This window comes from Candidatus Magnetaquiglobus chichijimensis, assembly GCF_045865675.1.
Lineage (GTDB): Bacteria > Pseudomonadota > Magnetococcia > Magnetococcales > Magnetaquicoccaceae > Magnetaquiglobus > Magnetaquiglobus chichijimensis.
On sequence record NZ_BAAFGK010000004.1, the window covers coordinates 2,121,639 to 2,147,166 of the forward strand.

Below are 25,528 nucleotides of genomic sequence, written 5' to 3' on the forward strand. Positions count from 1 at the left end.
CAGGGATCCCCCCTTTTTTTTCACGCTTTTGACGCGATTTTCCATCCAGGCGATTTGCCTGTCTTGACCGGTTATCGGATCGGAATCTATAATCTCGGATGCGTTAATCACTCCTGGGCCCGTGGAGGCGCATCCCAAGATCCGGGCGCCCCGCCGGCGCGTGCGCAACGCTCGTGCGCCGTCATCACCAGGCAACACCAAGGAAAGGATGGGCCGGCTTGCTCGAGGCCACCAACCATGCGGCCCAGGACGACTCCGGGGGCCACCGCGCCGTGATGCCGGAGGAAACCGTGGCGGCGCTCGCCCCACGACCGGGTGGCTGCCTGGTCGATGCCACCTTCGGTTCGGGTGGCCATGCCCGCCTGCTGCTCGCCGCCTCGGCGCCGGATGGTCGGGTGATCGCCCTGGATCGGGATCCGGAAGCCGTCGAACGGGGTCTGGCCCTGGCCGCCACCCTCGCGGGCCGGCTGGAGATGATCCACGCGCCGTTTGGCGGGTTGGAAACACACCTGGCCAGTCGCGGATTGATGGGAAAGATCGATGGTGTTCTCTTTGATGTCGGGGTCTCCTCGCGGCAGCTGGATGTCGGGCAACGAGGCTTCTCCTTTCGACTGGACGGACCTCTGGATATGCGCATGGACCCTTCGAGCGATGCCCCCACGGCGGCAGACCTCATCAACCGGCAAAGCCCGGAGACGTTGACCCGGATGTTCTGGGATCTCGGCGAGGAGCGGCATGCCCGTCGGGCGGTGCGCGCCATCGTGGCGCGGCGCGAGCGCGAACCGTTCGCCACCACCACGCAGTTGGCCACCCTGCTGGAACAAACCCTCCCCCATGCCGGACGCATCCATCCGGCCACGCGCATTTTCCAGGCGTTGCGCATCGCGGTGAATCGAGAGCTGGAAGAGCTGGAAAGCGGACTGGACGCCGCGTTGCGGGCCGTGGCTCCGGGAGGTCGGGTGGCGGTGATCACCTTTCACTCCCTGGAGGATCGCATCGTCAAACAGCGTTTTCGCGCCTTGACCCTGCCCCCGCCGCCACCGAGCGGACCGGCGGCGCTGTTGCCCCTCCGACCGGCCCCCTTCGAACCCGGTTTCCGTCTGCCCCACACCCGCTCCATCGTCCCGGGCGAAGCGGAAATCGCCGCCAATCCCCGCGCGCGCAGCGCCAGACTGCGGGTGATCGAACGTGTCGGGGATCCCCTCGGGCGCCGGGAGCGGGTCGGATGAAATCCCCCTGGCTTCTGCATACCCTGCTGGCGATTCTTCTGGTGATCACCGCCGCCATCACCATCGCCTCGCGCATGTGGATGCAGGAGGCCCATCGCGAACTGGAGGGGCATCTCAAAAAGCGTGTACACCTGCTGGATCAGGAACAGGCGCTGCGCGTCGAATGGGTGGCGCGCACCGATCTGAACACCATCGAACGTCGGGCCAAAAAGGATCTGGGCATGCGCCCGATGCGCCCCGATCAGTGGCGCGAGGCCCCCGAGTGAGCACCAGCAGAAAGGTCAATCGTCTGGCGGGCATGCTCACCGGCTTGCGCACGCTGAGCGGACTCCTGCCCCGGATGCGCCGACGTTCCCGCGCCGGCCAGTCATCCCCGTCCGCCTCGGCGCCCCTGCCCTCCCCGGCCCTCACCCCGGAACGGTTGAAGCCCCGTCCCGGCGTCCGCCCGCCGGAAACCGTGAACATCGGCATGCGCCTGAAATTCCTGCTCGGATTCTTCATGCTCGCCTTCACGATCCTGGCCGCCCGCGCCGTGGATCTGACCGTGGTGCAGGGGGATGATCTGCATCGCCGCGCCCTGCGCCAGTACCAAAAGAAAATCACCGCCCAGGGCCATCGCGGCCAGTTTCTCGACCGGCGCGGCCATACGCTCGCCATCAGCCTGCCGGTGCGCTCCCTCTCGGTGGATATCGATCAGGTCCACGATCGCCAGCAACTGGCCGATCAACTCGCGCCGATCCTCGGGGTGGAACGCTACTACCTGCGTTCCAAGCTCAAACGGGCCAAGGTCGGCACCTATCCGATCATCGCCCGCAAACTGCCCCCCACCATCATCCAGAAGATCCAGCATCTGAACAATCCGGCGCTGTTCTTCATCCCGAACATGCAGCGCTACTATACCCTGGGCGAGATCACCGGCCACATTCTGGGCTTCGTCGGTTTCGACGGCAAGGGGGCGGAAGGTCTGGAAAAGGTGTTCCAGAAGGATCTCGAGGGGCAGGCCGGCACCCGCATCATCACCCAGGACCGCATGGGTCGGGTGATGCCGACGGTCAAGAACATCACCGACGCCAAACCCGGTCACGACATCGTGCTGACCATCGACTCCACGGTGCAGTACATCGCCTACCGCGCCCTGCTGCGCGGGGTGACCCGCAGCAAGGCGAAGGCGGGATCGGTGGTCATCCTGGATCCCAAGAATGGCGACATCCTGGCCATGGTGAATCAACCGGCCTTCAACCCGAACAATCTGTTGGAGAGCCATTCGGACACCCGTCGCAACCGGGCCATCATGGATGCCTACGAACCGGGCTCGACCTTCAAGATCTTCACCATCGGCGCGGCCCTGGATCTGGGCCTGATCAAGGAGAACACGGTCATCAACATCGAGGGTGGCCGCTTCACCATCGGCGATCGCACCATCCGGGACTTCCACGTCGGCCCCCAGAGCCTGACCGTCAGTCAGATCATCCAGAAAAGCTCCAACGTCGGCGCGGCCAAGATCGGCCTGATGATGAAACACGACGTGCTCGAACAGTACATCCTCAACTTCGGCTTCTCGCGCCCCACCGGCATCGAGCAGACCAACGAATCGCCCGGCTCCATGGCCGACATCACCCACTACCGTTTCGTGGGACAGGCCAACCGCTCCTATGGTTACGGCGTGCTGGCCACCCCGCTCCAGATCACCAGTGCCGCCTCCGCGGCGGTGAACGGAGGTCTGTTGCGCCCCCCGCATCTGGTGGCCGGTCGGATCATCGACCACAAGCAAAACTCGATCCAGCGTCCGGAGCCCAAGCGGGTGATCTCCGAGCAGACCTCCGCCACCCTGCGACGCATTCTCACCACCGTGGTCACCACCGAAGGGACCGCCGCCCAGGCCAAGGTATCCGGCTACACGGTGGGCGGCAAGACCGGCACGGCCCGCAAGGCTTCGGGACGCCAGGGGTACATGGGCGGGAGTTATTTCGCCTCGTTCGTGGGCATGATCCCGGCGGAAGATCCCAGGATCGTGATCTTTGTCGGCATCGACGAGCCGGACACCAAACTCTATTACGGGGGACTGGCCGCGGCGCCGGTCTTCCGGGAGATCGCCGAGGAGATCCTTCCCCTGCTCGCGGTGCTCCCCACCACACCGGTGGATCTCAAGCTCCCGCCGCCACGAGACGAGGCCAAACCCATGCCCCTGCCCGACCCGCCCGGCGCCAGGCCGGCGCCTCCCCCGCCAACGGAAGAGGAGACCGCAGAGAAGAAGGGCTACAAGGGACTCTCCCTGGCCAACGCCCTGGAAAAGGCCCAGGCCCAAGGGATCGTGCCCAAAATCTCCGGATCGGGTCGCGTGGTCCAGGAGATCGTCGGAGAGGAGGGCGAACTGCGCCTGGTGCTCGAATGAGACTCTCCGAACTGCTCCGTGCCAACCGTGGCCAAGGATTGCGACAGACCGGCGCGGATGTCGAGATCACCGGGTTGTGCTCGGATTCACGGGCGGTGACCCCTGGCGCGCTGTTTGCCGCCCTGCCCGGCACGCGGGCGGATGGAGGGCGTTTCATCGACGCGGCCATCGCTGCCGGCGCGGTGACGATCCTGCACGACGGGAGCCGGGAGTTGCCGGTTCCGAGCCTGATCCATCCCGAACCCCGCGTGGCCCTGGCCCATCTGGCGGCGGCCTTTCACGGCCATCCGGCGGATCGGCTGACCATGCTGGCCGTGACCGGCTCGAACGGCAAAACCAGCGTGGCCGGGATGGTCGAGGCGATCCTGCATGCCGCCGAAACCCCCATCGGGGTGATCGGCACCACCGGCATCCGCCATCCGGGCGGCGCGCTGGCCCCGACGCTGACCACCCCGGATCCGGTCACGTTTCAGGCGACCCTGGCCGCGATGCATCAGGCCGGCTGCCAGGCGGTGGTGGCCGAGGTCTCCTCCCACGCCCTGGATCAGGCGCGTTGCGCCGGCATCCCCTGGCAGGTCGCGGCCTTCACCAACTTGAGCCGCGACCATCTGGACTATCACGGCAGCATGGAGGCCTACTGGCAGGCGAAGCGCCGGCTGTTCCTGAACCCGCCGTATCCGGATGCCGCCGTCATCAACCTGGACGACCCGAAAGGGCCGGAACTGGCCGCCGACTGCCTGGCGATGGGGATTTCGGTGAGCGGATTCACCCTCGAGGGCCACCGGGAGGCAAAAATCCGCGCCGAGGGGATCGGACTCGACTGGCAAACCACCCGCTTCGAGTTGTTCACCCCAAACCAGAGCCGCGCCATCACCCTCAAGACCGCCGGAAGATTCCACGTCGCCAACGCCCTGACCGCCGCCGCCCTCTGCCGCCGCATCGGCATCGACATGACCACCATCGCCGACGGACTGGCCCGGTTCCAGCCGGTCAAGGGGCGCATGGAGACGATCCGCCAAGGTCAACCCTTTACCATTCTCGTGGACTTCGCCCATACTCCCGATGCCCTGGAGCGTCTGTTGTCCACGATGATCGAGATCTCTCCGCGGGCGCGGCGCATCCTGCTCTTCGGCTGCGGCGGAGAACGCGACGCGGGCAAGCGTCCGCTCATGGGCGCGATCGCCGCACGCCTGGCGAACTTCACGATCCTCACCGACGACAATCCACGCTCCGAGGATCCGTCCGCGATCCGCGCCGCGATCCGCGCCGGCATGACCGGAGCGGAGGAGCGACTCCTCGAGATTCCGGGACGGGCCGAGGCGATCGGCCAGGCCATCGGGATGGCGCGCGCTGGAGATGTGGTGCTGATCGCCGGCAAGGGGCACGAAACCCAACAGATCCTGGCCGATGGCCCGATCCCGTTCGACGATGCCCAGGTGGCCCGCGCTTATCTGGCGGAGATCGGTTTTCAAGGACTCTCCAACCCATGAAACTCTCCTTCATCCATGCCGCCTGCGCCGCCGAATGGGGATTTGGCGCGCCGTCCGGGGATCCGGAACTGACCGGGGTGACCACCGACAGCCGCAAGGTGGGTCCGGGAGAGCTGTTCGCCGCGCTGGCCGGACCGAACTTCGACGGCCATGACTTCATCGATGCGGCCATCCACCAGGGTTGCGCCGCGCTGCTGGTCAGTCGCCTGCCGGCGTCGCCCCCCTCGGTCCCGGTGCTGCGGGTTCCCGATGTCCTGACCGCCCTGGGTCAAGCCGGAACCGCCTGGCGCCGCCAGGTCGCGCCATTGGTGATCGGTGTCACCGGCTCCTCGGGCAAGACCACGGTCAAGGAGATGATCGCCGCCTGCCTGCGCGCCGAGTGCGCGCCGGTCCACGCCACGACCGGCAACCTCAACAACCACATCGGCGTGCCGTTGACCCTGCTGGCCATGCCCGCCGACTGCCGGGTGGCGGTGATCGAAATGGGGATGAGCGCGGCGGGGGAGATCTCCTTTCTCGCGGATCTGGCCCGCCCCTCCATCGGTGTCGTCACGAATGTCCAGCCCGCGCACATGGCGTCGTTCTCGGATTTGGGAGCGGTGGCCGCCGCCAAGGGGGAGCTTCTGGCCGCCCTGCCCGCCGACGGCTGGGGTTTGATCCCGGCCTTGGAGCCGCAACGCCCGATATTGGAGCAGGCCGCCACCCACTGTCGCCGGATCCGTTTCGGACCCACACCCAACGCCGACATCCGCTGGGAGGATGATCCGACACCGGGCGACGGCGCGCGACGCGGCACGATTCTCTGGCCGGATGGAACCAGCGCGGCGGTGGATCTGGGGGTGTGCGCCCCGCACCGGGTGGTCAACACCCTGGCCGCCGCCGGCGTCGCCCGGCTGGCCGGCGCCTCTCCCGAGGCGATCGGCGCGGCGCTCACGGCGTTCCAACCCCTGCCCGGACGCGGGGCGGTTCTCGCCGGACCCGAAGGATGGACCATCCTCGACGACACCTACAACGCCAATCCCGGCTCCATGGCGGCGGCCATCGCCTCCCTGGGCAGCCATCCGGCCCGGCGCCGGGTAGCCATCCTCGGCGACATGCTGGAGCTGGGCGCGGAGAGCCCGACGCTGCACGCCGCCCTGACCCGCGACATCGCCAAGAATCGCATCGATCTGGTTCTGACCGCCGGATCCCAGATGCGTGCGCTGCACGAGGCGCTGCGGCGCGATTTGCCGGGAATCGACGCCCGGCACCAGGACGATCCGTCCAACTGGTTGAAAAACCTCTCTACACAGCTCCGGCGTGACGACGTGATCCTGGTCAAGGGATCGCGGGGCATGCGCATGGAGCGACTTGTCAAGGATCTGATGAACCATGCTGTATAACCTGCTCTACCCGTTGAGCGGCCACTGGACGGTCCTCAACCTCTTCAAATACATCACCTTCCGGACCATCGGCGCGATCCTGACCGCCCTGATCCTCTCCTTCATCGTCGGTCCCTGGATGATCCGAGCCCTGGGCCGGCTGCAAACCAACGGGCAACCGATCCGCACCGACGGTCCCCAGCGCCATCTGCTGGAAAAGGGCGGCACCCCCACCATGGGCGGCGCGCTGATGCTGTTGGCCATCACGATCTCCACCCTGTTGTGGGCCAATCTGGCCAATCCGTTCATCCACATGGTGCTGCTGACCACCCTCGGCTTCGGGGCCATCGGCTTCTGGGACGACTACAACAAGGTGACCAAACGCAACACCAAGGGGGCGCCGGCCTCGGTGCGCTTTCTGTTGCAATCCATGCTCGCCATCGGCGTGGCGCTCTATCTCAAGCTCTCCTCGCCGGGTGTCTTCGGCGCCCTGTCGGTTCCGTTCTTCAAGGAGCTGAACCTCGATCTGGCCTGGTTCTTCCTGCCCTTCGCCATCCTGGTGATCGTCGGCTCGAGCAACGCCGTCAACCTCACCGACGGCCTCGACGGCCTGGCCATCGGACCGACCATTCTCACCGCCGCCAGCTTCATGTTCATCACCTATCTGACCGGACACGCCAAATTCGCCAATTATCTCGGCATCTCCTACATTCCCGGAGCCGGCGAACTGACCATCTTCTGCGGCGCGCTGGTGGGTGCGGCCCTGGGCTTCTTGTGGTTCAACACCTATCCGGCCCAGGTGTTCATGGGCGATGTGGGCTCCCTCTCCCTGGGGGCCGCCCTGGGCACCATCGCCATGGCCACCCGTCACGAGATCGTCCTGGCGGTGATCGGCGGAATCTTCGTGCTCGAAACCTTCTCGGTGATCATCCAGGTCCTCTCCTTCAAGCTGGTGGGCAAACGGGTATTCCGCATGGCCCCGATCCATCACCACTTCGAACTCAAGGGGTGGGCGGAACCCAAGATCATCGTGCGTTTCTGGATCGTCTCCATCATCCTGGCCCTGATCGGCCTCTCCACCTTGAAGATCCGCTGATGAACCACCCCTCCCCACCCGTCGGCGTCATCGGCCTGGGCCGCTCCGGGATCGCGGCGGTCCGTTTTCTGGCCGCCCGCGGCACGCCGGTGATCGCCTGGGATGCCAATCCGGCCACCCTCGCCCCACTCGCCGAGCTGCCCGGCGTCACCCCCCTGCGCGGGGCCGCGCCCCCGGTGGAGAGCCTCTCGACCTGCGCCACCCTGCTCCTCTCCCCCGGCGTGCCCCGCGCGCTGCCGGAGATGCAAACCCTGATCGCCGCCGGAATCCCGGTCATCAACGACGTGGAGTGGCTCCACGCCCACGTCCGCGCCCAACGCCCACAGGCCCGTTTCCTGGCCATCACCGGCTCCAACGGCAAATCCACCGTCACCACCCTGATCGGCCTGATGCTGCAACAGCAGGGGATCGCCACCGCCGTGGGCGGCAACCTCGGCATGCCGGCCCTCTCCCTCTGGGAAGAGGCCATGGATGCCTACGTGCTGGAACTCTCCTCGTTCCAGCTCGAAAGCATCGCTGCCTTCCGCGCCGAGGTGGCGGTCCATCTCAATCTCACCCCGGACCATCTGGATCGCTATCCGGATCTGGCCGCCTACGGCGCGGCCAAAAGCCGCATCTTCGCCAACGGCAAGCCCGGCGACCGGCTGGTGATCAACGCCGACGATCCGAATCTGGGCGCGGATCTGGCTCGTGCCCGCGCCATGGGGCTTGATATCATTCCCTTCTCCGTGGAGCGGATGGTTCCCGGCGGGGTGTACGCCTCCGAGGGGTGGCTGATCGACGGACGCGGGACCGCGCCCGTCCCCCTCGTGGAGCTTGCGGCGATCCGCATCCGGGGGATCCACAACCAGGCCAATGCCGCCGCCGCCACCGCCGCCGCCCTGGCGCACGGCGTCGCGCCCGAGGCGATCGTCGCGGTCTTGAAGAGCTTTCCCGGACTCACCCACCGCATGGAACTGGTGCGCACCCTCGACGGGGTGGACTACTACAACGATTCCAAGGGGACCAACGTCGGGGCCACCCTGATGTCCCTGCAATCGTTCCCTTCCGTGGCGGCGGGCGGCGGGGTGATCCTGATCGCCGGCGGTCGCGACAAAAAGGGAGACTTCGCCGCCCTGGCGCCGGTGGCCCGGCGGGTGGTCGCGGAGGCGATCCTGATCGGCGAGGCGGCCAACGACCTGGCCCGCGCCCTCGCCGAGGGGCCCACCCCACACCGCGCCGCCAGCATGACCGACGCGGTGCGCCTTGCCAGAAAACTGGCCCGTTCCGGCCAGGCGGTGCTGCTCTCCCCGGCCTGCGCCTCCTTCGACATGTTCAAGAACTTCGAGGATCGCGGCGATCAATTCCGCGAGGCTGTCCATGAGCTCGTCTAAGCCCTCCACCCCGTGGCGCGAAAAGTACGCCGAAGAGAACAAGGGACTCGGCCACATCGACCTGTGGCTGGCCGGAACCGCCTTCGTGCTGCTGCTGGTGGGTCTGGTGATGGTCTACTCCGCCTCGACCCCCATCGCCCTGAAAAAATACGACGACTCCACCCATTACGCGCTGCGCAACGCGGTGTTCGCCCTGGCCGGACTGGCCGCCATGGCCTGGTTGAGCCGTCTGCCGATCGCCACCATCCGCGCCCTGAGCCGCACCGCCTTCTGGGTGCTGATCTTTCTGCTGGTGCTGGTCTTCGTGCCCGGAATCGGCATGGAGGGGGGCGGGGCACGACGCTGGATCAATCTGCGCCTCTTCACCCTGCAACCCTCGGAACCGTTCAAGGTGACGCTGATCCTCTATGTCGCCCACCTGCTCGCCCTGGAGCCGCAACGGGTGCGCTATTTCAAGGAGGGGCTTCTGCCGCTGCTGGGACTTTTCGGCCTGGGCGCGGTGCTGCTGATGGCCGAACCCGACTTCGGCGCCACCCTGATCTGTGGCATGGTGGTCGTGACCGTGATCTTCATCGCCGGCATGCCCCTCTCCTGGATCACCGCCGTGGCCGGGGCCGCCATCCCCCTGGCCGCCGCCGGGGTGATCATGGCCCCCTACCGGTTCCGGCGCGTCACCTCGTTTCTCGATCCCTGGGACGACCCCTTGAACAGCGATTTCCAACTGGCGCAATCCCTGATCTCCTTCGGAAGCGGCGGCGTGATGGGCGCGGGGCTGGGCGAGGGACAACAGAAACAGTTCTACCTGCCCGAGGCCCACACCGATTTCATCTTCGCGGTGATCGGCGAGGAGCTGGGGCTGATCTGGATTCTGGTCATCATCGCGCTGTTCGCCCTGCTGGTGTGGCGCGCCATGCTGATCGCCCGGATGAGCGATGACCTCTTCGTGCGTCTGAGCAGCGCGGGTCTGACCACCCTGATCGCCTCCCAGGCGATCGCCAACATGGCGGTGGTGATGGGGTTGCTGCCGCCCAAGGGGTTGACCCTGCCGCTGGTGAGTTACGGCGGCTCGTCGATGGTGATCACCCTGTCGAGCATCGGGCTGTTGCTGGCCTTTTCGCGCACGCTTCCGGCCCAGAACCGGGGTGGCGCCACCAGTCGGGATGGACCTTCGGGGTGACCGGGCCGGGAATGGGGATCGAACGTCGTGAGCAACGCCATGGATAAAAAACTGCTCCTGGCCGGAGGCGGCACCGGCGGACACCTCTTTCCCGCCCTGGCGGTCGCCGATCTCTGGGAGGCCGGCGGTGGCGAGACCCTGTTCGTCGGCGCCGAGGGGGGGATGGAGTGCAGCCTGATTCCTCGGCACGGCAAAAGACTGGTCACCTTGCGGGTTGGCAAACTCAAGGGGAGCGGTCCTCTGGCTCGGGCACGCACCCTGCTGGGCATCCCCGGCGCGATCCTGTCCGCGCGGCGGGTGCTGCGGGAGTTTCAGCCCCACGCCGTGCTCGGCATGGGGGGCTACGCCTCGGCCCCGGCGGTGATCGCCGCCCGACTGGCCGGCATCCCCACCCTGCTCCACGACCAGAACGCCATCCCCGGCCTCACCAACCGCCGTCTGGGCCGGTTCGCGGACCGGATCCTGACCGGCTTTGCCCAGGCCACCGGATATTTCCCCGCCGGGCGGGCGGTGGAAACCGGCAATCCGGTGCGCGAAAGCCTGGTACGCGACGTGCCGCCCCTGACCCCGCCGGCACCGGGCGAACCCTGGCAGATCCTGATTTTTGGCGGCAGTCAGGGGGCGCGGATCTTCACCGAAGTCGTGCCCGAGGCGTTGGACCGGCTCCACCGGCAGGGCGTTTCCCTCCAGGTGCGCCAGCAGGCGCGATCCGAAGATCTGGAGGAAGTGCGCACCGCCTACCGAACCGCCGGCATCGAAGCGGAGGTCGCCCCCTTCTTCACGGAGATGACCAGCGCCTATCGACAGGCCCATCTGGTGATCAGCCGCGCCGGCGCCTCGTCGGTGGCGGAGCTGGCCGCCACCGGACGACCGTCGCTGCTGGTCCCCTACCCCTTTGCCGCCGACGACCACCAGACCGCCAACGCCAAACCGCTCACCGATGCCGGCGGAGCCTGGACCCAGAGCCAAAAAAACTTTAACGTATCCTGGCTGACCGCGTTTCTGGCCGACAGGCTGGGCGATCCGGCTGCGCTGGAGTTGGCCGGAAGACGGGCGCGCACGCTGGCCCGTCCACGGGCCGCGGCGGACATGATGGACGAAATTCTCCAACTTCTGGCGCGCCAGGGAAACGGTTGATCGATGTACGACAAAATCCGCAAACTCCATTTCGTGGGTATCGGCGGCATCGGCATGAGCGGTATCGCCGAGGTGCTGCTCAATCTGGGCTATCAGGTGTCGGGCTCGGACATGGCCGAAAACGCCTCGGTGCTGCGCCTGAAGAATCTGGGCGCCGACATCCGCGTGGGACACACCGCCGAACAGGTCCGCTCGGCGGATGTGGTGGTGCGCTCCTCGGCGATCACCACCGAAAATCCGGAGATCCTCGAGGCCAAACGGCTGCGCATTCCCGTGGCGCGACGCGCCGAGATCCTCGCCGAACTGATGCGCATGAAATACGGCATCGCCATAGCCGGCACCCACGGCAAAACCACCACCACCTCGATGACCGCGACCCTGCTCGGCGAGGCCGGGATGGATCCCACGGTGGTCAACGGCGGGGTGGTGAAGGCTTTCGGCAGCAATGCCCGTCTGGGCACCGGCGAGTTTCTGGTCACCGAGGCCGACGAGAGCGATGGCACCTTCCTGAAGCTCTTTCCCACCATCGCGGTGGTCACCAACATGGACCCGGAGCACATGGAGTTCTACAAGAACTTCGACGCGGTTCGGCAGGCTTATTTCAATTTTGTCGAGAAAATCCCCTTTTATGGTCTTGGCGTGCTCTGTTTCGACCATCCCCAGGTGGCGGCGCTGGCGGGACGGCTGGAGGAGAAACGTCTGATCACCTACGGCTTGACCGACGGCGCGGATCTGCGCGCGGTCAACCTCCGTCGCGAGGGGGGACGCACCCGCTTCGAGGTGCTCCTGAAGGATCCGGACGGCGAGGGGGCATCCCGCTCCCTGGGCGAACTGGCCCTGCCGGTGCCGGGTCATCACAATGTGCAAAACGCCCTGGCCGCCGTGGCCGTGGCCCTGGAACTGGAAATCCCCTGGGAGGCGATCGTCCGCGGGCTGGATCGCTACAAGGGGGTGCGGCGCCGCTTCGACATCCTCAAGGAGAGCCCGGACCGGGTGATCATCGACGACTACGCCCACCACCCCTCGGAGATCCGCGCCACCCTGGCCGCGGCCCGCGAAGCCTACGGCACGCGCCGTATCGTGGCCATTTTCCAGCCGCACCGCTACAGCCGGGTGCAGGATCTGTTCCCGGAGTTCCTCACCTGTTTCGGGGATGCCGACCTGGTGCTGGTGGATCGCATCTACCCGGCGGGGGAGGCTCCGATCCCCGGTCCCCTGGACAAGGGAGGACAGACCCCGCTGGTGCGCGGCATCCGCGACAAGTGCAGCGTGGAGGCCCAACCCCTGCCGGGCGGCGAGAACTGGCGCGAGGCGCTCGAATCCCTGCTCAAACCCGGTGATGTCACCCTGTTTCTGGGCGCGGGCAGCATCTCCCACCGGGCACGCGATTTCGCGGCCTCGTGACCGACGGCATGGGCATGGACCCGTTCGCCTCCTGCGCGCTCACCCTCCCGGTACGCCGCGACGTGCCCCTCAGGCCGCGCACCACCTGGCGGATCGGCGGCCCGGCCCGCTGGCTGGTCACCCCGGTTGATGCCGTGGAGATCGCCGGACTGCTCGCCAACTGGCCGGACCATCTGCCACGGGTGATCCTGGGCGGGGGGAGCAATCTGTTAATTTCCGATAAAGGTGTCCCAGGTGCAGTTATGGATTTGACCCAGGCCATGAATCGGATTTATACTATTACCGAATCCTTGAACGCCGATTCGGAAACCCTGGTGCATGCCGATGCCGGAGCCACCACCCAGGCGTTGGCCCACTTCGCCAGGCGACGGGGGTTGACGGGCGCGGAGTTTCTGGCCGGCATACCGGGCAGCGTGGGGGGCGCGTTGCGCATGAACGCCGGGGCCCACGGCGGGGAGATCCGGGATCTGCTCGTGGAGGCCGATCTGGTCGATCCTGCGGGCCGGCTCCATGTTCTGCCCGAGTCGGCGTTGGGAATGGAATATCGGCACTGCGGCATCGATGCGGCATGGATCTTCACCGGGGCCCGGTTTCGTTTCCGGCCCGACGATCCGGAACGGGTGCGGGAGCGGATGCGCGCGTTCAATGCGCGACGGAGACGGTCGCAACCTCTGGCCTGGCCAAGCGCGGGGAGCGTGTTCAAGAATCCGCCCGCCGGCCCCAAGGCCTGGGAACTTCTGGACCGGGCCGGTCTGCGCGGCCTGCGGGTCGGGGATGCGCAAGTGTCGGAAATGCATTGCAATTTTTTCATCAATCTGGGCCAAGCCACGGCCATACAGATGCGCGAACTGATCGATCGGGCACGGGAGCGCGTGGCCGAACACGCCGGCATCCTGTTGGAGCCGGAAGTCCAATTCGTCGGATGGGAGTGAGCGTGACGCCATGCTGGAGCAACTCAAGCGCGCCCTGACCGAGGGACAACGGATCGCGGTGTTGATGGGAGGCGCCTCCCCGGAACGGGCGGTAAGCCTGCGTAGCGGCGCGGCCCTGATGGGCGCCCTGGAAAAACGTGGCTGGAATCCCGTCTCCATCGACCCGGCCAACGGTCGGGAACTGCCCGAGGCGCTGTTGAAGAACCGCGTCGCGGCGGCGGTGCTGGCCCTGCACGGCGAAGGGGGCGAGGATGGCGCGATTCAGGGGCTGCTCGAAACCCTCGGCATCCCCTATACCGGCTCGTTCGTGGGCCCCTCGGCCCTGTGCATGAACAAAATCGCCAGCAAACGGCTGTTCCGGGATGCGGGTCTGCCGACCCCGGCCTGGGAAGAGGTGGTGGTCGATGGCGAGGAGAGTCTGGCATCCCTGCCGGATCTGGCCCTCAATCCGCCCTGCTTCGTCAAACCCATGGCCACCGGCTCGAGCGTCGGCATCAGCCGCGTGGACGATCGGGAGGGGTTGAAGGAGGCGCTGCGAATCGCGGTGCGGGCCTCCGGAAGCGGAAAAACCCGCATCCTGGTGGAAGAGGAGATCATCGGACCCGAGTTGACCCTGGCGATTCTCGACGACCGTCCCCTGCCGCTGATCGAAATCCGTCCGGCAGCGGGATTCTTCGACTACAACGCCAAGTACGCCTCGGGGGAGACCCGCTATCTGATCCCGCCGGAGAGCGTGGATCCGGCGACCCTGGAGCGCGCCACGCGCATCGGTCTGGAGGCGGGTCGGGTGGCAGGTTGTCGCGGACTCTACCGGGTGGACCTGATGGTGGATGGCGATGGCACCCCCTGGGTGCTGGAGATCAACACCCTGCCGGGGATGACCGCCACCAGTCTGGCCCCCAAGGCGGCGGCGGCGATCGGCATCTCCTTCGAGGATCTGGCGGAACGGATTCTGGCGGGCGCCGGATTGGAACGATGCCGCGCTTCTTCCTGAGCCTCCTGCTCCTGATCCTGGTGATCTTCGCGGGACGACAGAGCTGGGAGCTGCTCAAGCGCTCGAACTGGTTCCCGCTCGAGACGATTCACATCCGTGGATTGGTGAACATTCCGAATCAGGTGGCGATCGGGGTCATGGAGACCCCCAAGGGCGCCAACCTGCTCGCCATCGATCCGGAGACGATCCGCACCCGCTTGCAGACGTTGCCGTGGATTCACTCGGTGCGGGTGAAACGGATCTTTCCGTCCACCCTGACGGTCACCCTCTCCGAAAAGAGCGCGGTTGGCCTGAGTCGCCAGGGGGAACGGCTGATGGTGCTCGACGAGTACGGGATGCCGATCAAAACGTTTGAGAAAGGGGATCCCCTGTTGCTGCCGGTGATCACCCCCCTGCCCGGCTCGCACCAGGCAGAACAAACGGTAAAACTGTTGAATCTGCTTGATAAGCAGGCATGGATCAAAGACCAGCTCTCCGAGGCGGTCGGCACCCCGGGTGACGGATGGACCCTGTACACGCGCAAGGGGGTCAAGCTATTATTATCGAATCGTGCGGAACAGGAACTTAGCCTCTTGCATAGGTTACAGAAACGTTACAAGATATTGGATCTGCGTATACGCCAAGTTGAGCTGCGCATCGCCAATCGGATCGCCATCCGGCCAGAATCGGTCCCGGAACCACCACGTCCCGATAAAAGCGATCTCAAACGCGCTCCGACCACCTGATCATCCGAACGGTTCGAGCGACCGCCCGGCAAGAGACGCGAGGTAATCGCTCGCATCGTGGCCACAAACATTGCGCTCAGCGCGTCAGGCGCCCTACGGGGCACGGATCAACACAAGATTTCGGGTTGAGCATGCCCAAACAGGACCAAAACCTGATCGTCGGCCTGGACATCGGGACCACCAAAATCTGCTGCGTGGTCGCCGACGTACAACCCGACGGACGTCTGGATATCATCGGCATCGGCACCCATCCGTCACGCGGTCTGCGCAAGGGCGTGGTCATCGACATCGACTCCACGGTGGAAAGCATCCGCATGGCCATCGAGGAGGCGGAAATGATGGCCGGGGTGGAGATCAACATGGTCTTCGCCGGCATTGCGGGTGGACACATCAAGAGCGGCAATTCGAACGGGGTGGTGGCCACCCGCGAGGGGGAGGTCACCCAGAGCGACATCGTGCGCGTTCTCGACGCGGCCCGCGCCCAGAGCATCCCCATGGATCGCGAGATTCTGCACGTCATTCCCCAGGAGTACATTCTCGACGGACAGGACGGCATCAAGGAGCCCCTCGGCATGCACGGGGTGCGCCTCGAGGCGCGGGTCCACATCGTCACCGGCGCGGTGGCCTCGGCGCAGAACATCGTCAAGTGCGTCAACCGCTGCGGCCTGGACGTGGGCGACATCATCCTCGAGCAACTCGCCTCCTCCGAAGCGGTGCTCACCGCAGACGAAAAGGAGCTGGGGGTCTGTCTGCTGGACATCGGCGGCGGCACCACGGACATCGCCATCTTCTGCGAAGGACACATCAAGCACACCGCGGTTCTGGCCATCGGCGGCGACCATCTGACCAACGACATTGCCGTGGGTCTGCGCACCCCGACCCGCGAGGCCGAGCAACTCAAGCGCAAGTACGGCTGCGCCCTGGCCTCCCTGGTCTCCCCGGACGAAACCATCGAAGTCCCGAGCATCGGCGACCGCAAGGCCCGTTCCCTCACCCGCCACATCCTGGCCGAGATCATCGAACCGCGCGTCGAGGAACTGTTCACCCTGGTCAACCGCGAAATCGCCCGCTCCGGCTACGAGGAACACATCGCCGCCGGCGTGGTGCTCACCGGGGGCTCGTCGATCACCGAAGGCATGGTGGATCTGGCCGAGGAGGTGTTCAACAAGCCGGTGCGACGCGGCATGCCGCAGGGAGTGGGCGGCCTGACCGACGTGGTATCCTCCCCGGTCTACGCCACGGCGGTGGGACTGGTGCAGTTCGCCAGCCGCAACGAACGGGAGATGGGGCGGCGCATGCAACCCGAGCCGGGTGGACTGCCCATCAAGAACGTGTTCCAGCGCATGAAGGATTGGTTCGGCGGTCTGTTTTGAGTTGTCACCATGGACCTCCCGTCAGGGAGATCCACGGTCGGGGGTGAGGGGGGCTGGACTTTTCCCCATCCCATGAAATTTGGGGGAGCGCCCATCGGGGCGTCCCCGGGCGGGAGAGCGTGATCTCCCCGAAACATGCGGGTTTATCAGGGCGTTTCTTTTTTTGCAAAGAGGATCTTCATTCATGGCCATCGAATTCGAGACGTCTTCAGAGCCGTTGCAGCGCATCAAGGTCATCGGCGTGGGCGGTGGGGGTGGCAATGCCATCAACAACATGATCCAGGCCCAACTCGAAGGGGTGGAATTCATCGTGGCCAACACCGATGCCCAGGCCCTGGCCCGCAATCTGGCCCCGACCCGCCTCCAGATCGGCACCAACATCACCCGCGGGCTGGGTGCGGGGGCCAAACCCGAGGTGGGGATGCGTTCCGCCGAGGAGAGCCGTGAAAGCATCAAGGAGGCGATGCATGGCGCGGACATGGTGTTCATCACCGCCGGCATGGGTGGTGGCACGGGAACCGGCGCCGCGCCGGTGATCGCCCAGATCGCCAAGGAGTTGGGTATCTTGACGGTCGCCGTGGTCACCAAGCCGTTCGGGTTCGAGGGGCGCCGGCGTCTGCAGTATGCCGAAGAGGGGTTGAAGGAGCTGCGCGATCACGTTGACACGGTGATCACCATCCCCAACCAGAAACTGCTTTCCATCGTCGGCAAGAACACCACCATCCTCGAGGCGTTCCGCAAGGCCGACGACGTGCTGTTGCAGGCGGTGCGCGGCATCACCGATCTGATCACCATCACCGGTCTGGTCAACGTGGACTTCGCCGACGTGCGCACCGTGATGGACGAGATGGGACATGCCATGATGGGCGCGGGCGAGGCCACCGGCGACACCCGCGCGCTCGACGCGGCCACCCAGGCCATCTCCAGCCCGCTCCTCGACGAGATCTCCATCCACGGCGCACGCGGCGTGCTCATCAACATCACCGGCGGCTACAACCTGGCCCTGCAAGAGGTGGATGAAGCGGTCACGGTGGTCAAGGACATGGTGCACGACGATGCCATCATCGTGGTGGGCGCGGTGCTCGACGAGTCGATGGAAGATTCGGTGCGCGTCACGGTTGTCGCGACCGGCATCGGCGAGGCCGAGCAGGTGGCCTTTCCGAGCAAGGAGAGCATCACCAACAAGACCCATCCCACCGCCAAGCAGCCCACCGCACAGCGTAGCGCGGCCTCCAGCCGGACGCCGGTGACGGCCAAGGAGATCGCCCTGGAGGGTGTGGATCCCAAAAAGAGCAACGTGCGCGTCCTGCGTCGTCCGATGCGCACTCTGGATGATTTCAACACCCTGGAGCAGACCAACAACGAGGATGCCCTGGACATCCCCACCTTCCTGCGCCGGCAGATGGATTGATTGTTCTCGACAGTTTGCGCACTGCACACCAAGACGCCCCCGGATTTCTGGGGGCGTCTTGGTTTTTGCGGGACGATCCGAACGCTTCCGGAGTGACCATTGAGGCCACCACTCTATGCAGGGGGCCCCAATGGTCACTCCGGAACAAGAGAATCTCCCATCGTCACCCCGACGACCTGCAGTTGACTTGACGACTCGAGAGACGAAAACAGTCAACATCGATCTCGTTGACCTGAATTTCCCATCATGGTCCAGACCAATCCCCCTATTCCCTTGTCAGATTTTTTCCTTCTCCCTGGGTGAATAATCGGCTATAGTGAAATTTTTGATTCATGGATGTGAAGTTTCCGTTGGCGTGTTGGCATTATAGTTGCTTTAATCAGCTAGGTCTGACACTATGGGAGACGTCTGAAAGAAAGTTCGGCAAAACTTTGACAGCCGTTAGCCGTCCAATCGCAGCGTCCCACGGATGCCCGTGAAAGAGATGGGTCCCAACAACGGAATCAAACTGAAACGGAACCTAAAGACATGCTTTTTCAACGCACCCTCAAGAATACCATCCGTTGCACCGGGATCGGACTGCATGGCGGCAACAAGGTCTACCTGTCGCTGCGACCCGCACCGGAAAACACCGGCATCGTCTTTCAGCGCATCGACCAGGGCAACGCCCTGATCCCTGCCCGCGTTGAGAACGTCGTCGATACCCGACTCTGCTCCACCATCGCCAATGCCGACGGCGTGCGCGTCTCCACGGTCGAACACCTCCTGGCCGCCTTCGCCGGATTGGGGGTCGATAATGCCTATGTCGATCTCGACAGCCCGGAAGTCCCGATCATGGACGGGAGCGCCGCTCCGTTCGTCTTCCTGATCCAGTGCGCCGGCATCGTCGAACAGCGCGTGCCAAAAAAATGGCTGCGCATCAAGAAATCCATCTCCGTCACCCACGAGAACAAACGGGCCTCGTTCCACCCCTGCGATCACTTCCGCTTAAGCTTCCACATCGATTTCGATCACCCCCTCCTCGAAGAGCAGGGCGTGGAGATCGACATCACCGAAACCACCTTCATCAAGGATATCAGCCGCGCCCGCACCTTCGGTTTCCTCAAGGATCTCGAAACCCTGCGCGCCAATGGTCTGGCACGCGGCGGCTCCCTGGACAACGCCATCGTCATCGGTGACTTCCGCATCCTCAACGAAGGGGGGCTGCGCTACGAAAAAGAGTTCGTGCGTCACAAGATCATCGATGCCATCGGCGACCTCTATCTGTTGGGTCGTCCGATCCTGGGCCATTTCAAGGGGGTCCGCTCCGGTCACGCCATGAACAACCTCCTGCTGCGCAAACTCCTGGCGCGCACCGATGCGTGGGAGTTGGTGGAGTCCGCTGAACATGCCCCCCCTCTCCAGGAACTCGTTTCCAATGCGGTGCCGCGCGTGCTCCAACCCGCCGTCGCCTTCTCCATGTAACCCGTTCTCGGGCCCCTTGCCGCCCTCCATCCGCCCGGCGATCTTAAGCGTCCTCTTTTTGACGCTGATGATCGCCGGCTGCGAAAAGCCACGCTCCGACACCGCCGCGCCGGTCATCCAACAGTCCGAAGCCTTTTTTCAGGGGGAAAAACTCCTGGCACGGGTCACCCTCGCCCCCGAACTCCTCGAACGCCTCGGCGAAAACCTCCAACAAGGCGAACCCCTGCTTGCCACCTACCGCTTCCGCCTCATCCGCAAGCACCCATGGCTGCCGAATGCCCATGTTTTGGACAAACAGATCCTGCGCCATGTTCGCATGCGCCTGATCACCGAGCGCTACGAGCTTCAGGAAAACCAACAACGGCTGGTCCACTACACCACCGACGAAAGCGAAGCCCTGCAATTCATCGGCAATCCGCGCTTCCTGCTGCTCCACCCGCGCTTCAAATCCCTGCCGGATACCGACTACCTGCTGCAAACCCGCGTCTCCATCACCCATGAGGGGATGTCGCGCCTGTTCCGCTTTCTCGACCGCTGGCTCACCTGGCATCAACCCATGGACTTCTTCCACGAATCGGAACTGCGATGAAACGGTTCACCTTTCCCATTCGGCACATCTACCTGCTCCTGGTGCCCCTGGTGGTGGCGATCATCACCTTCCTGACCGCTCAGGGATTGCGCGGCGCGGCGGCGGTGACCAGCGGCGATTACGGCGTGGCCTTTCTGATTCTGCTCTACGTCAACCTGTTCCTGGCCCTGGCGCTGGGCTTCCTGGTACTGCGCCATGTGTTCCGGCTCTGGCTCGACCGGCGCCAGCGCCGCACCGGCTCGATGCTGCGCACCCGCATGGCGATGATGTTCGTGGCCCTGTCGCTGCTGCCCACCCTGATCATCGCCATCCTGTCGGTCAACTTTCTCAACCGCGGGGTGGACTCGTGGTTTTCCGACCGCATCGCCCGCGCCATGGATACCGCGCTCGGCGTATCGCGCGCCTATTACCGGGAGAGCCAGCGCAACGTCCGCCACGATGCCGAAGGGATCGTGCGCAACCGCGCGGTGGCCTCGGCCCTCGCCCTGGAGGACAACGAGGCGGTCGCGGCCATTCTGGAGGTGGAGCGCAACGCCCGCGGCCTGGACGAGGTGATCATCCTGCGCCCGGACGGCACCAGCATCGCCAAGGCGGGGGGATTGCCGTTCGATCCCCTGCCCGATCTCGACGCCCTGGTGGAAGGTGAATCGCGCGCCCTGGTGGTCACCAGCGACGCCGGCGACCGGGTGCGCGCCTTCGTGGCCCTCGATGACAACTATGTGCTCGCCACCGGCCACTGGATCGACCGGCAGATCCTCGGCCAGTTGGAGAACATCGAGGCGGTCTACGTCGATTACAAGAATCTGCGCGCCTCCCACGGGTTGCTCAAGGCCAACCACACGGTCACCCTGGCTCTGATCGCCCTGCTGTTGCTTCTGGCCGCGATCTGGTCGGGATTCCGCATCGCCGACGACCTCACCGATCCGATCGCCGAACTGATCGTCGGGGCCCGCAAGGTGGCCATCGGCGACCTCTCCGTGACCCTCTCGGTGACCGGCGACGACGAGTTGGCCACCCTCATGGCCGCCTTCAACGCCATGACCCGCAAGCTGCAAGAGAACCACGAGGAACTTCAGGCCACCAACGCCCTGCTCGAGGAGCGGCGACGGTTCATGGCCGCGATCGTGCAGCACATCTCCGCCGGCGTGATCAGCGTCAACCGTGGCGGCGAGATCACCCTCATGAACCCAGCCGCCGGCGCGCTGCTGGGGCTGGACAGCCAGGGGGTGATCGGCCAGCACCATCGCGCGGTGCTGCCCGATGCGATGCTGGCCCCCCTGGCGCGTCGCGACGCGCGCCGCGCCGCCAGCAACGGCGCGGAACCCCCGCCCGCCGAATCGGCCATGCAGTTCCAGATGCAGATCCAGGGCGCGGATCGCATCCACACCCTGACGGTACGCATCACCCCGCTGGTGGATGGCTCCGGCGAGGGCCAGGGGTTCATCGCCACCTTCGACGACATCTCCGACATCCTGCTGGCGCAACGCTCCCACGCCTGGAGCGAAGTGGCGCGGCGCATCGCCCACGAGATCAAGAATCCCCTCACCCCGATCCAGCTCTGGGCGCAGCGGTTGCGACGCAAGTACATGAAGCATCAATCCGAATCGTGTCCGGATTGGCAGGTGCTCGACGAGGGGACCAACGCCATCATCAGCCAGGTGGAGGAGTTGCGGGTACTGGTCAACGAGTTCTCCACCTTCGCGCGGCTGCCGCGCCCGGAGCTGGCCCTGAACGATCTGCATGCCGGCATCGGCGAGGTGTTGCAACTGCATCGCGCCGAGTTGGAAAAGTTCTCGGTCACCACCGAGTTCGCGCCCGACCTCCCCCTCTTTCCCCACGACCGGGGACAGCTCAAACAGGTCTTCACCAACGTGATTTCCAACGCCATGGCGGCGATTCGCGAACGGAACGAAGCGCGCCATCTTGCCATTTGCACCGAGGTTACGGAAAATGGCGAAGGGGTGCGGATCCAGATCGCCGATTCCGGCTCCGGCATCCCGCCCAAGGATCGGGATCGCGTCTTCGAACCCTATTTCACCACCAAGGCCACGGGAGTCGGATTGGGCATGGCCATCGTCAAAAAGATCATCGAAGATCACGGCGGCACCATCCGCATCCGTCAATCCCAATGGGACGGTGCGCTGGTGGAGATCCATCTGCCGCTGACCCAGGCCATCTCCGCGTCCTCCACCGGCGCCGTGGCCCCCTCCCGCGAACAGGCCTGACCCCCATGAACCGCACCATCCTGATCATCGACGACGAGGAACCGATCCGCACCAGCCTGCGCGGCATCCTGGAGGACGAGGAGTATCCGGTGCTCGAGGCCGCCTCCGGAGAGGAGGCCCTGGGGATCCTGGAGCAACAGGAGGTGGCGGCGATCCTGCTGGATATCTGGATGACCGGCATCGACGGCATCGAAACCCTGCGGCGCATCAAGGCGCGCGAAAAAGGTCGCGCCGGCGAAGGGGAGACCCCGGTGATCATGATGTCCGGCCACGGCACCATCGAAACCGCGGTCTCGGCCACCAAGGAGGGGGCCTACGACTTTCTGGAGAAGCCGCTTTCGCTGGACCGGGTGCTGTTGTTGCTGGATCGGGCGATCCGCGCCCATGATCTGGCGCGGGAGAATCGCGCCCTCAAGGCACAAATGGAGACCGTGCCGCCGATGATCGGCGACTCACCGGCCATGCGCGCCCTCGAGGAGAAGCTGTTGCGCGTCGCCCCCACCGAGGGGTGGGTGTTGATCACCGGCGACAACGGCACCGGCAAAGAGGTGGCCGCGCGTCGTCTGCACGCCCTCTCCAACCGCGCGGCGGGACCGTTCATCGCGGTCAACTCGGCGGCCATCCCGGAAGAGTCCATCGAGGTGGAGCTGTTCGGCCAGGAGAGCAGCGCCCCCAACGGTCAGAAGATCATTCAGGCCGGTCGCTTCGAACAGAGCAATCGGGGCACCCTGTTTCTCGATTCGGTCGGCGACATGTCGTTGAAGACCCAGGCCAAGATCCTGCGCGCCCTCCAGGAGCGACGCTTCGAGCGGGTCGGCGGACGCCGCCCCATCCAGGTGGATGTGCGGGTGATCGCGGCCAGCAACAAGGATCTGCAAGACGAGATCGACCAGGGGCGTTTCCGGCTCGATCTCTACTACCGGCTCAACGTCATCCCCATCGCGGTTCCGCCCCTCAAGGAGCGACTCGAGGACATCAAGCCTTTGGTGGAGTTCTTCATCAAGACCCATCAGGCCACCCTGCCCCAGCATCGCACCTTCTCCCCCGCGGCGTTCAACTGCCTGAAAAACTACCACTGGCCCGGCAACGTCCGCGAGCTGAAAAATCTGGTGGAGCGCATGCTGATCATGGCGCCGGGTACGGTGATCGATCCGGAGGATCTGCCCGAATTCATCCATCTCAAACCCGGCGCCACCCCCACCTCCACCCCCTGGGACACGCTGCTGGAGAACGAGAATCTGCGCGATGCCCGCATCGCCTTCGAAAGAATCTTCCTGAAAGCCCAGCTTGCGCGTCACAACGGCAACATCTCGCGCACCGCCGAGGTGATCGGCATGGAGCGTTCGGCGTTGCATCGCAAGTTGAAAACCCTGGGTTTGGACTGATAGAATGCCCAGGTACCCCACGAGGAATCCACGCCCTGGAGCTGCCCGATGAAGCCACTCGACACGGTGATGATCGACAAGATCCTCATTCAATACGATCAGCAGAAGAAAAACTACCAGGATTTCCTGGAGCGCACCCTGACGCTGATCAAGGAGTTCATCGTGCCCGATGGCCCGAAGATCCATTCGATCGTCGGTCGCATCAAGGAGAAGGAGAGCCTGGTCGAAAAACTCAACCATCCCAAGAGCCCCTACGCCACCTTGAACGACGTGCCCGACATCGCCGGAATCCGCATCATCACCTATTTCGAAGAGGAGGTGCAGGTCATCTCGGAGATCATCCGTCGCGAATTCAACGTTTTCACCTCGCCCGAGCATCCCAAGTCGCAAACCGTGGATCCGAACCGCTTTGGCTACACCTCGACCAATTTGCAGGTGGGATTGCTCGACAACCGGCTGGAGTTGATCGAATACCGACGTTTTCGGGGGTTTCTGGTGGAGTTGCAGATTCGCTCGGTGTTGCAGCATGCCTGGCTGGAGATCAACAAACATCTGGGATTCCAGACCCGCGAGCACTGTCCGCCGGCCAGGCAGCGCGAATATGCCCGGGTGACCGCCCTGTTCGAGCTGGCGGATCTGGAACTCAACCAGATCAAGCCGCACGCCTGGAAGCCCCCGAAACAGGCCCGCGCGCCGGAGCTCGAACCGGGCGATCCCCTTCCTCCCCTTCCGGAACTCCCTTTCGACCCGCCGCCGCCCCTCGAGGAGGATCTCCAGTCGTCGGGCAAACCACCCGTGGCCGGCAAGCCCGCTTTGTTGGAACGGGCGGTGCCAAGCACCCGCATCGGCGAGGCGGAGATGGAGCGGTTCGTGCTCGACAACCGGTTGATCAACGCCTACGACCGCAAAATCGCCGATCACTACGACACACGGCTGATCTTCAAGTCGCCGAGCATCGCGGTACTCACCGAGGCCTGTCTGCTGGTGGACATCCCCTCGATCGCGGTGGCCGGAGAGATGATCCGTCACCACGAAAAGTTCATCCGACCGGTGGCGCGGGTGCTGTTCGGGGATCCGGCCAGCAACAAATACGAACACATCTCCCGCGGCGTGACCCTGCTGATGGTCTGCACCGCCCTGGCGGCCAAGACCGGACAGACCAACGCGGTGTTTCAGTTCATCACCCGCAACCACTTCGAGAACGACCCGACCATCACCGGTCTGTCGTCGGATCTGATCGACCGGGTGCAAGAGGTTCTGGAGTCGTAGCCCGACTCAAGCGTGGCGGGTTCGCGAGCAGGCGCCCGTGAAAGGGTGGGCGGAGTTCTTGCGCGAACGCGGCTCACCCTTCCACGTGAGTAACGATTCAGGACTTACTACATGTGGCGGGGGTCCCCCATCCCTGCAACGTGCATGACGGGGGAAGCCCCCTCACCCCCCTGGCCATGGACCTCCCCCTTCGGGAGTTCCACGGGACCAGTGGGGATCCTGAATCGTCACCCGCTTGAATGGATGCTCCACGGAGTTGCCAAAGTTTTGACTCATCCCCCTTTCCCCCACGACGCCAAACAGGCCGGCACACGGCCCGAACTCAACGGCGCGTTTCTTGCAGTTTAAATTCAAGATCCTCACCCCAGGGCCCAACGCACGGCATGTGGCGCGGCTGGCAAGGCGGGGAATGGCCCCGACATGACATCCGGGACGCACCCGATTTCCGGCCTCCGGTGTGCGCGGCGCTGAAAAATTTTCGAGCTTGGCCCATCCAGACATC

Annotated in this window: 20 protein-coding genes; all 20 read left to right on the forward strand. The window is 64.9% G+C overall.

The window, feature by feature from the left end; genetic code table 11:
• Positions 1-218: 218 nt before the first annotated feature.
• The 20 genes from rsmH (at position 219) to ACOY6C_RS13410 (ending at position 25,026) form a co-directional block, all read left to right on the forward strand.
• Entirely contained in the window at positions 219-1,229 is a 1,011-nt protein-coding gene (rsmH, locus tag ACOY6C_RS13315) for a 16S rRNA (cytosine(1402)-N(4))-methyltransferase RsmH (RefSeq protein ID WP_420905958.1), read from the forward strand.
• Positions 1,226-1,495 carry a cell division protein FtsL gene (locus tag ACOY6C_RS13320; protein ID WP_420905959.1) on the forward strand — a complete coding sequence of 90 codons (270 nt, stop codon included), beginning with the start codon at positions 1,226-1,228 and terminating at the stop codon, positions 1,493-1,495. Before rsmH ends, ACOY6C_RS13320 begins: the two co-directional genes overlap by 4 nt.
• Positions 1,492-3,621 carry a peptidoglycan D,D-transpeptidase FtsI family protein gene (locus ACOY6C_RS13325; RefSeq protein WP_420905960.1) on the forward strand — a complete coding sequence of 710 codons (2,130 nt, stop codon included), beginning with the start codon at positions 1,492-1,494 and terminating at the stop codon, positions 3,619-3,621. Before ACOY6C_RS13320 ends, ACOY6C_RS13325 begins: the two co-directional genes overlap by 4 nt.
• Positions 3,618-5,111 (forward strand): UDP-N-acetylmuramoyl-L-alanyl-D-glutamate--2,6-diaminopimelate ligase, encoded by a 1,494-nt coding sequence (locus ACOY6C_RS13330; protein WP_420905961.1) that lies wholly within the window; start codon positions 3,618-3,620, stop codon positions 5,109-5,111. The genes ACOY6C_RS13325 and ACOY6C_RS13330 overlap by 4 nt, the downstream gene beginning before the upstream one ends.
• The gene (locus tag ACOY6C_RS13335) at positions 5,108-6,493 is read left to right on the forward strand and encodes a UDP-N-acetylmuramoyl-tripeptide--D-alanyl-D-alanine ligase (RefSeq protein WP_420905962.1); all 1,386 of its coding nucleotides are present in this window, start codon (positions 5,108-5,110) and stop codon (positions 6,491-6,493) included. The genes ACOY6C_RS13330 and ACOY6C_RS13335 overlap by 4 nt, the downstream gene beginning before the upstream one ends.
• Complete coding sequence (gene mraY / locus ACOY6C_RS13340) at positions 6,483-7,568, forward strand: phospho-N-acetylmuramoyl-pentapeptide-transferase (protein WP_420905963.1); 1,086 nt, start codon at positions 6,483-6,485, stop codon at positions 7,566-7,568. The genes ACOY6C_RS13335 and mraY overlap by 11 nt, the downstream gene beginning before the upstream one ends.
• Positions 7,568-8,941, forward strand: coding sequence for a UDP-N-acetylmuramoyl-L-alanine--D-glutamate ligase (gene murD / locus ACOY6C_RS13345; RefSeq protein WP_420905964.1), 1,374 nt, complete (start codon positions 7,568-7,570; stop codon positions 8,939-8,941). Before mraY ends, murD begins: the two co-directional genes overlap by 1 nt.
• The gene (ftsW, locus tag ACOY6C_RS13350) at positions 8,928-10,118 is read left to right on the forward strand and encodes a putative lipid II flippase FtsW (RefSeq protein WP_420905965.1); all 1,191 of its coding nucleotides are present in this window, start codon (positions 8,928-8,930) and stop codon (positions 10,116-10,118) included. The genes murD and ftsW overlap by 14 nt, the downstream gene beginning before the upstream one ends.
• 27 nt (positions 10,119-10,145) lie before the next feature.
• Entirely contained in the window at positions 10,146-11,255 is a 1,110-nt protein-coding gene (gene murG, locus ACOY6C_RS13355; protein ID WP_420905966.1) for an undecaprenyldiphospho-muramoylpentapeptide beta-N-acetylglucosaminyltransferase, read from the forward strand.
• Between the two features lie 3 nt (positions 11,256-11,258).
• Entirely contained in the window at positions 11,259-12,659 is a 1,401-nt protein-coding gene (gene murC, locus ACOY6C_RS13360) for a UDP-N-acetylmuramate--L-alanine ligase (protein ID WP_420905967.1), read from the forward strand.
• Positions 12,656-13,591: a UDP-N-acetylmuramate dehydrogenase gene (murB, locus tag ACOY6C_RS13365; RefSeq protein WP_420905968.1), complete on the forward strand. Its 936-nt coding sequence runs from the start codon at positions 12,656-12,658 to the stop codon at positions 13,589-13,591. The genes murC and murB overlap by 4 nt, the downstream gene beginning before the upstream one ends.
• Before the next feature lie 10 nt (positions 13,592-13,601).
• Positions 13,602-14,585, forward strand: a complete 984-nt coding sequence (locus ACOY6C_RS13370) for a D-alanine--D-alanine ligase (protein WP_420905969.1) — start codon at positions 13,602-13,604, stop codon at positions 14,583-14,585.
• Positions 14,567-15,310, forward strand: a complete 744-nt coding sequence (locus ACOY6C_RS13375) for a cell division protein FtsQ/DivIB (RefSeq protein WP_420905970.1) — start codon at positions 14,567-14,569, stop codon at positions 15,308-15,310. Before ACOY6C_RS13370 ends, ACOY6C_RS13375 begins: the two co-directional genes overlap by 19 nt.
• Positions 15,311-15,441: 131 nt before the next feature.
• Complete coding sequence (gene ftsA / locus ACOY6C_RS13380; RefSeq protein ID WP_420905971.1) at positions 15,442-16,683, forward strand: cell division protein FtsA; 1,242 nt, start codon at positions 15,442-15,444, stop codon at positions 16,681-16,683.
• 184 nt (positions 16,684-16,867) lie between these two features.
• Complete coding sequence (gene ftsZ, locus ACOY6C_RS13385; protein ID WP_420905972.1) at positions 16,868-18,094, forward strand: cell division protein FtsZ; 1,227 nt, start codon at positions 16,868-16,870, stop codon at positions 18,092-18,094.
• Positions 18,095-18,622: 528 nt separating this feature from the next.
• A complete protein-coding gene (gene lpxC / locus ACOY6C_RS13390; RefSeq protein WP_420905973.1) occupies positions 18,623-19,558 on the forward strand; it encodes a UDP-3-O-acyl-N-acetylglucosamine deacetylase in 936 nt (311 codons plus the stop codon).
• 16 nt (positions 19,559-19,574) lie between these two features.
• Positions 19,575-20,147: a DUF4390 domain-containing protein gene (locus ACOY6C_RS13395; protein WP_420905974.1), complete on the forward strand. Its 573-nt coding sequence runs from the start codon at positions 19,575-19,577 to the stop codon at positions 20,145-20,147.
• A complete protein-coding gene (locus tag ACOY6C_RS13400) occupies positions 20,144-22,372 on the forward strand; it encodes a sensor histidine kinase (RefSeq protein WP_420905975.1) in 2,229 nt (742 codons plus the stop codon). The genes ACOY6C_RS13395 and ACOY6C_RS13400 overlap by 4 nt, the downstream gene beginning before the upstream one ends.
• 5 nt (positions 22,373-22,377) lie before the next feature.
• Positions 22,378-23,757, forward strand: coding sequence for a sigma-54-dependent transcriptional regulator (locus ACOY6C_RS13405; protein WP_420905976.1), 1,380 nt, complete (start codon positions 22,378-22,380; stop codon positions 23,755-23,757).
• A gap of 48 nt (positions 23,758-23,805) precedes the next feature.
• A complete protein-coding gene (locus ACOY6C_RS13410; RefSeq protein ID WP_420905977.1) occupies positions 23,806-25,026 on the forward strand; it encodes a GTP pyrophosphokinase in 1,221 nt (406 codons plus the stop codon).
• Positions 25,027-25,528: the final 502 nt, after the last annotated feature.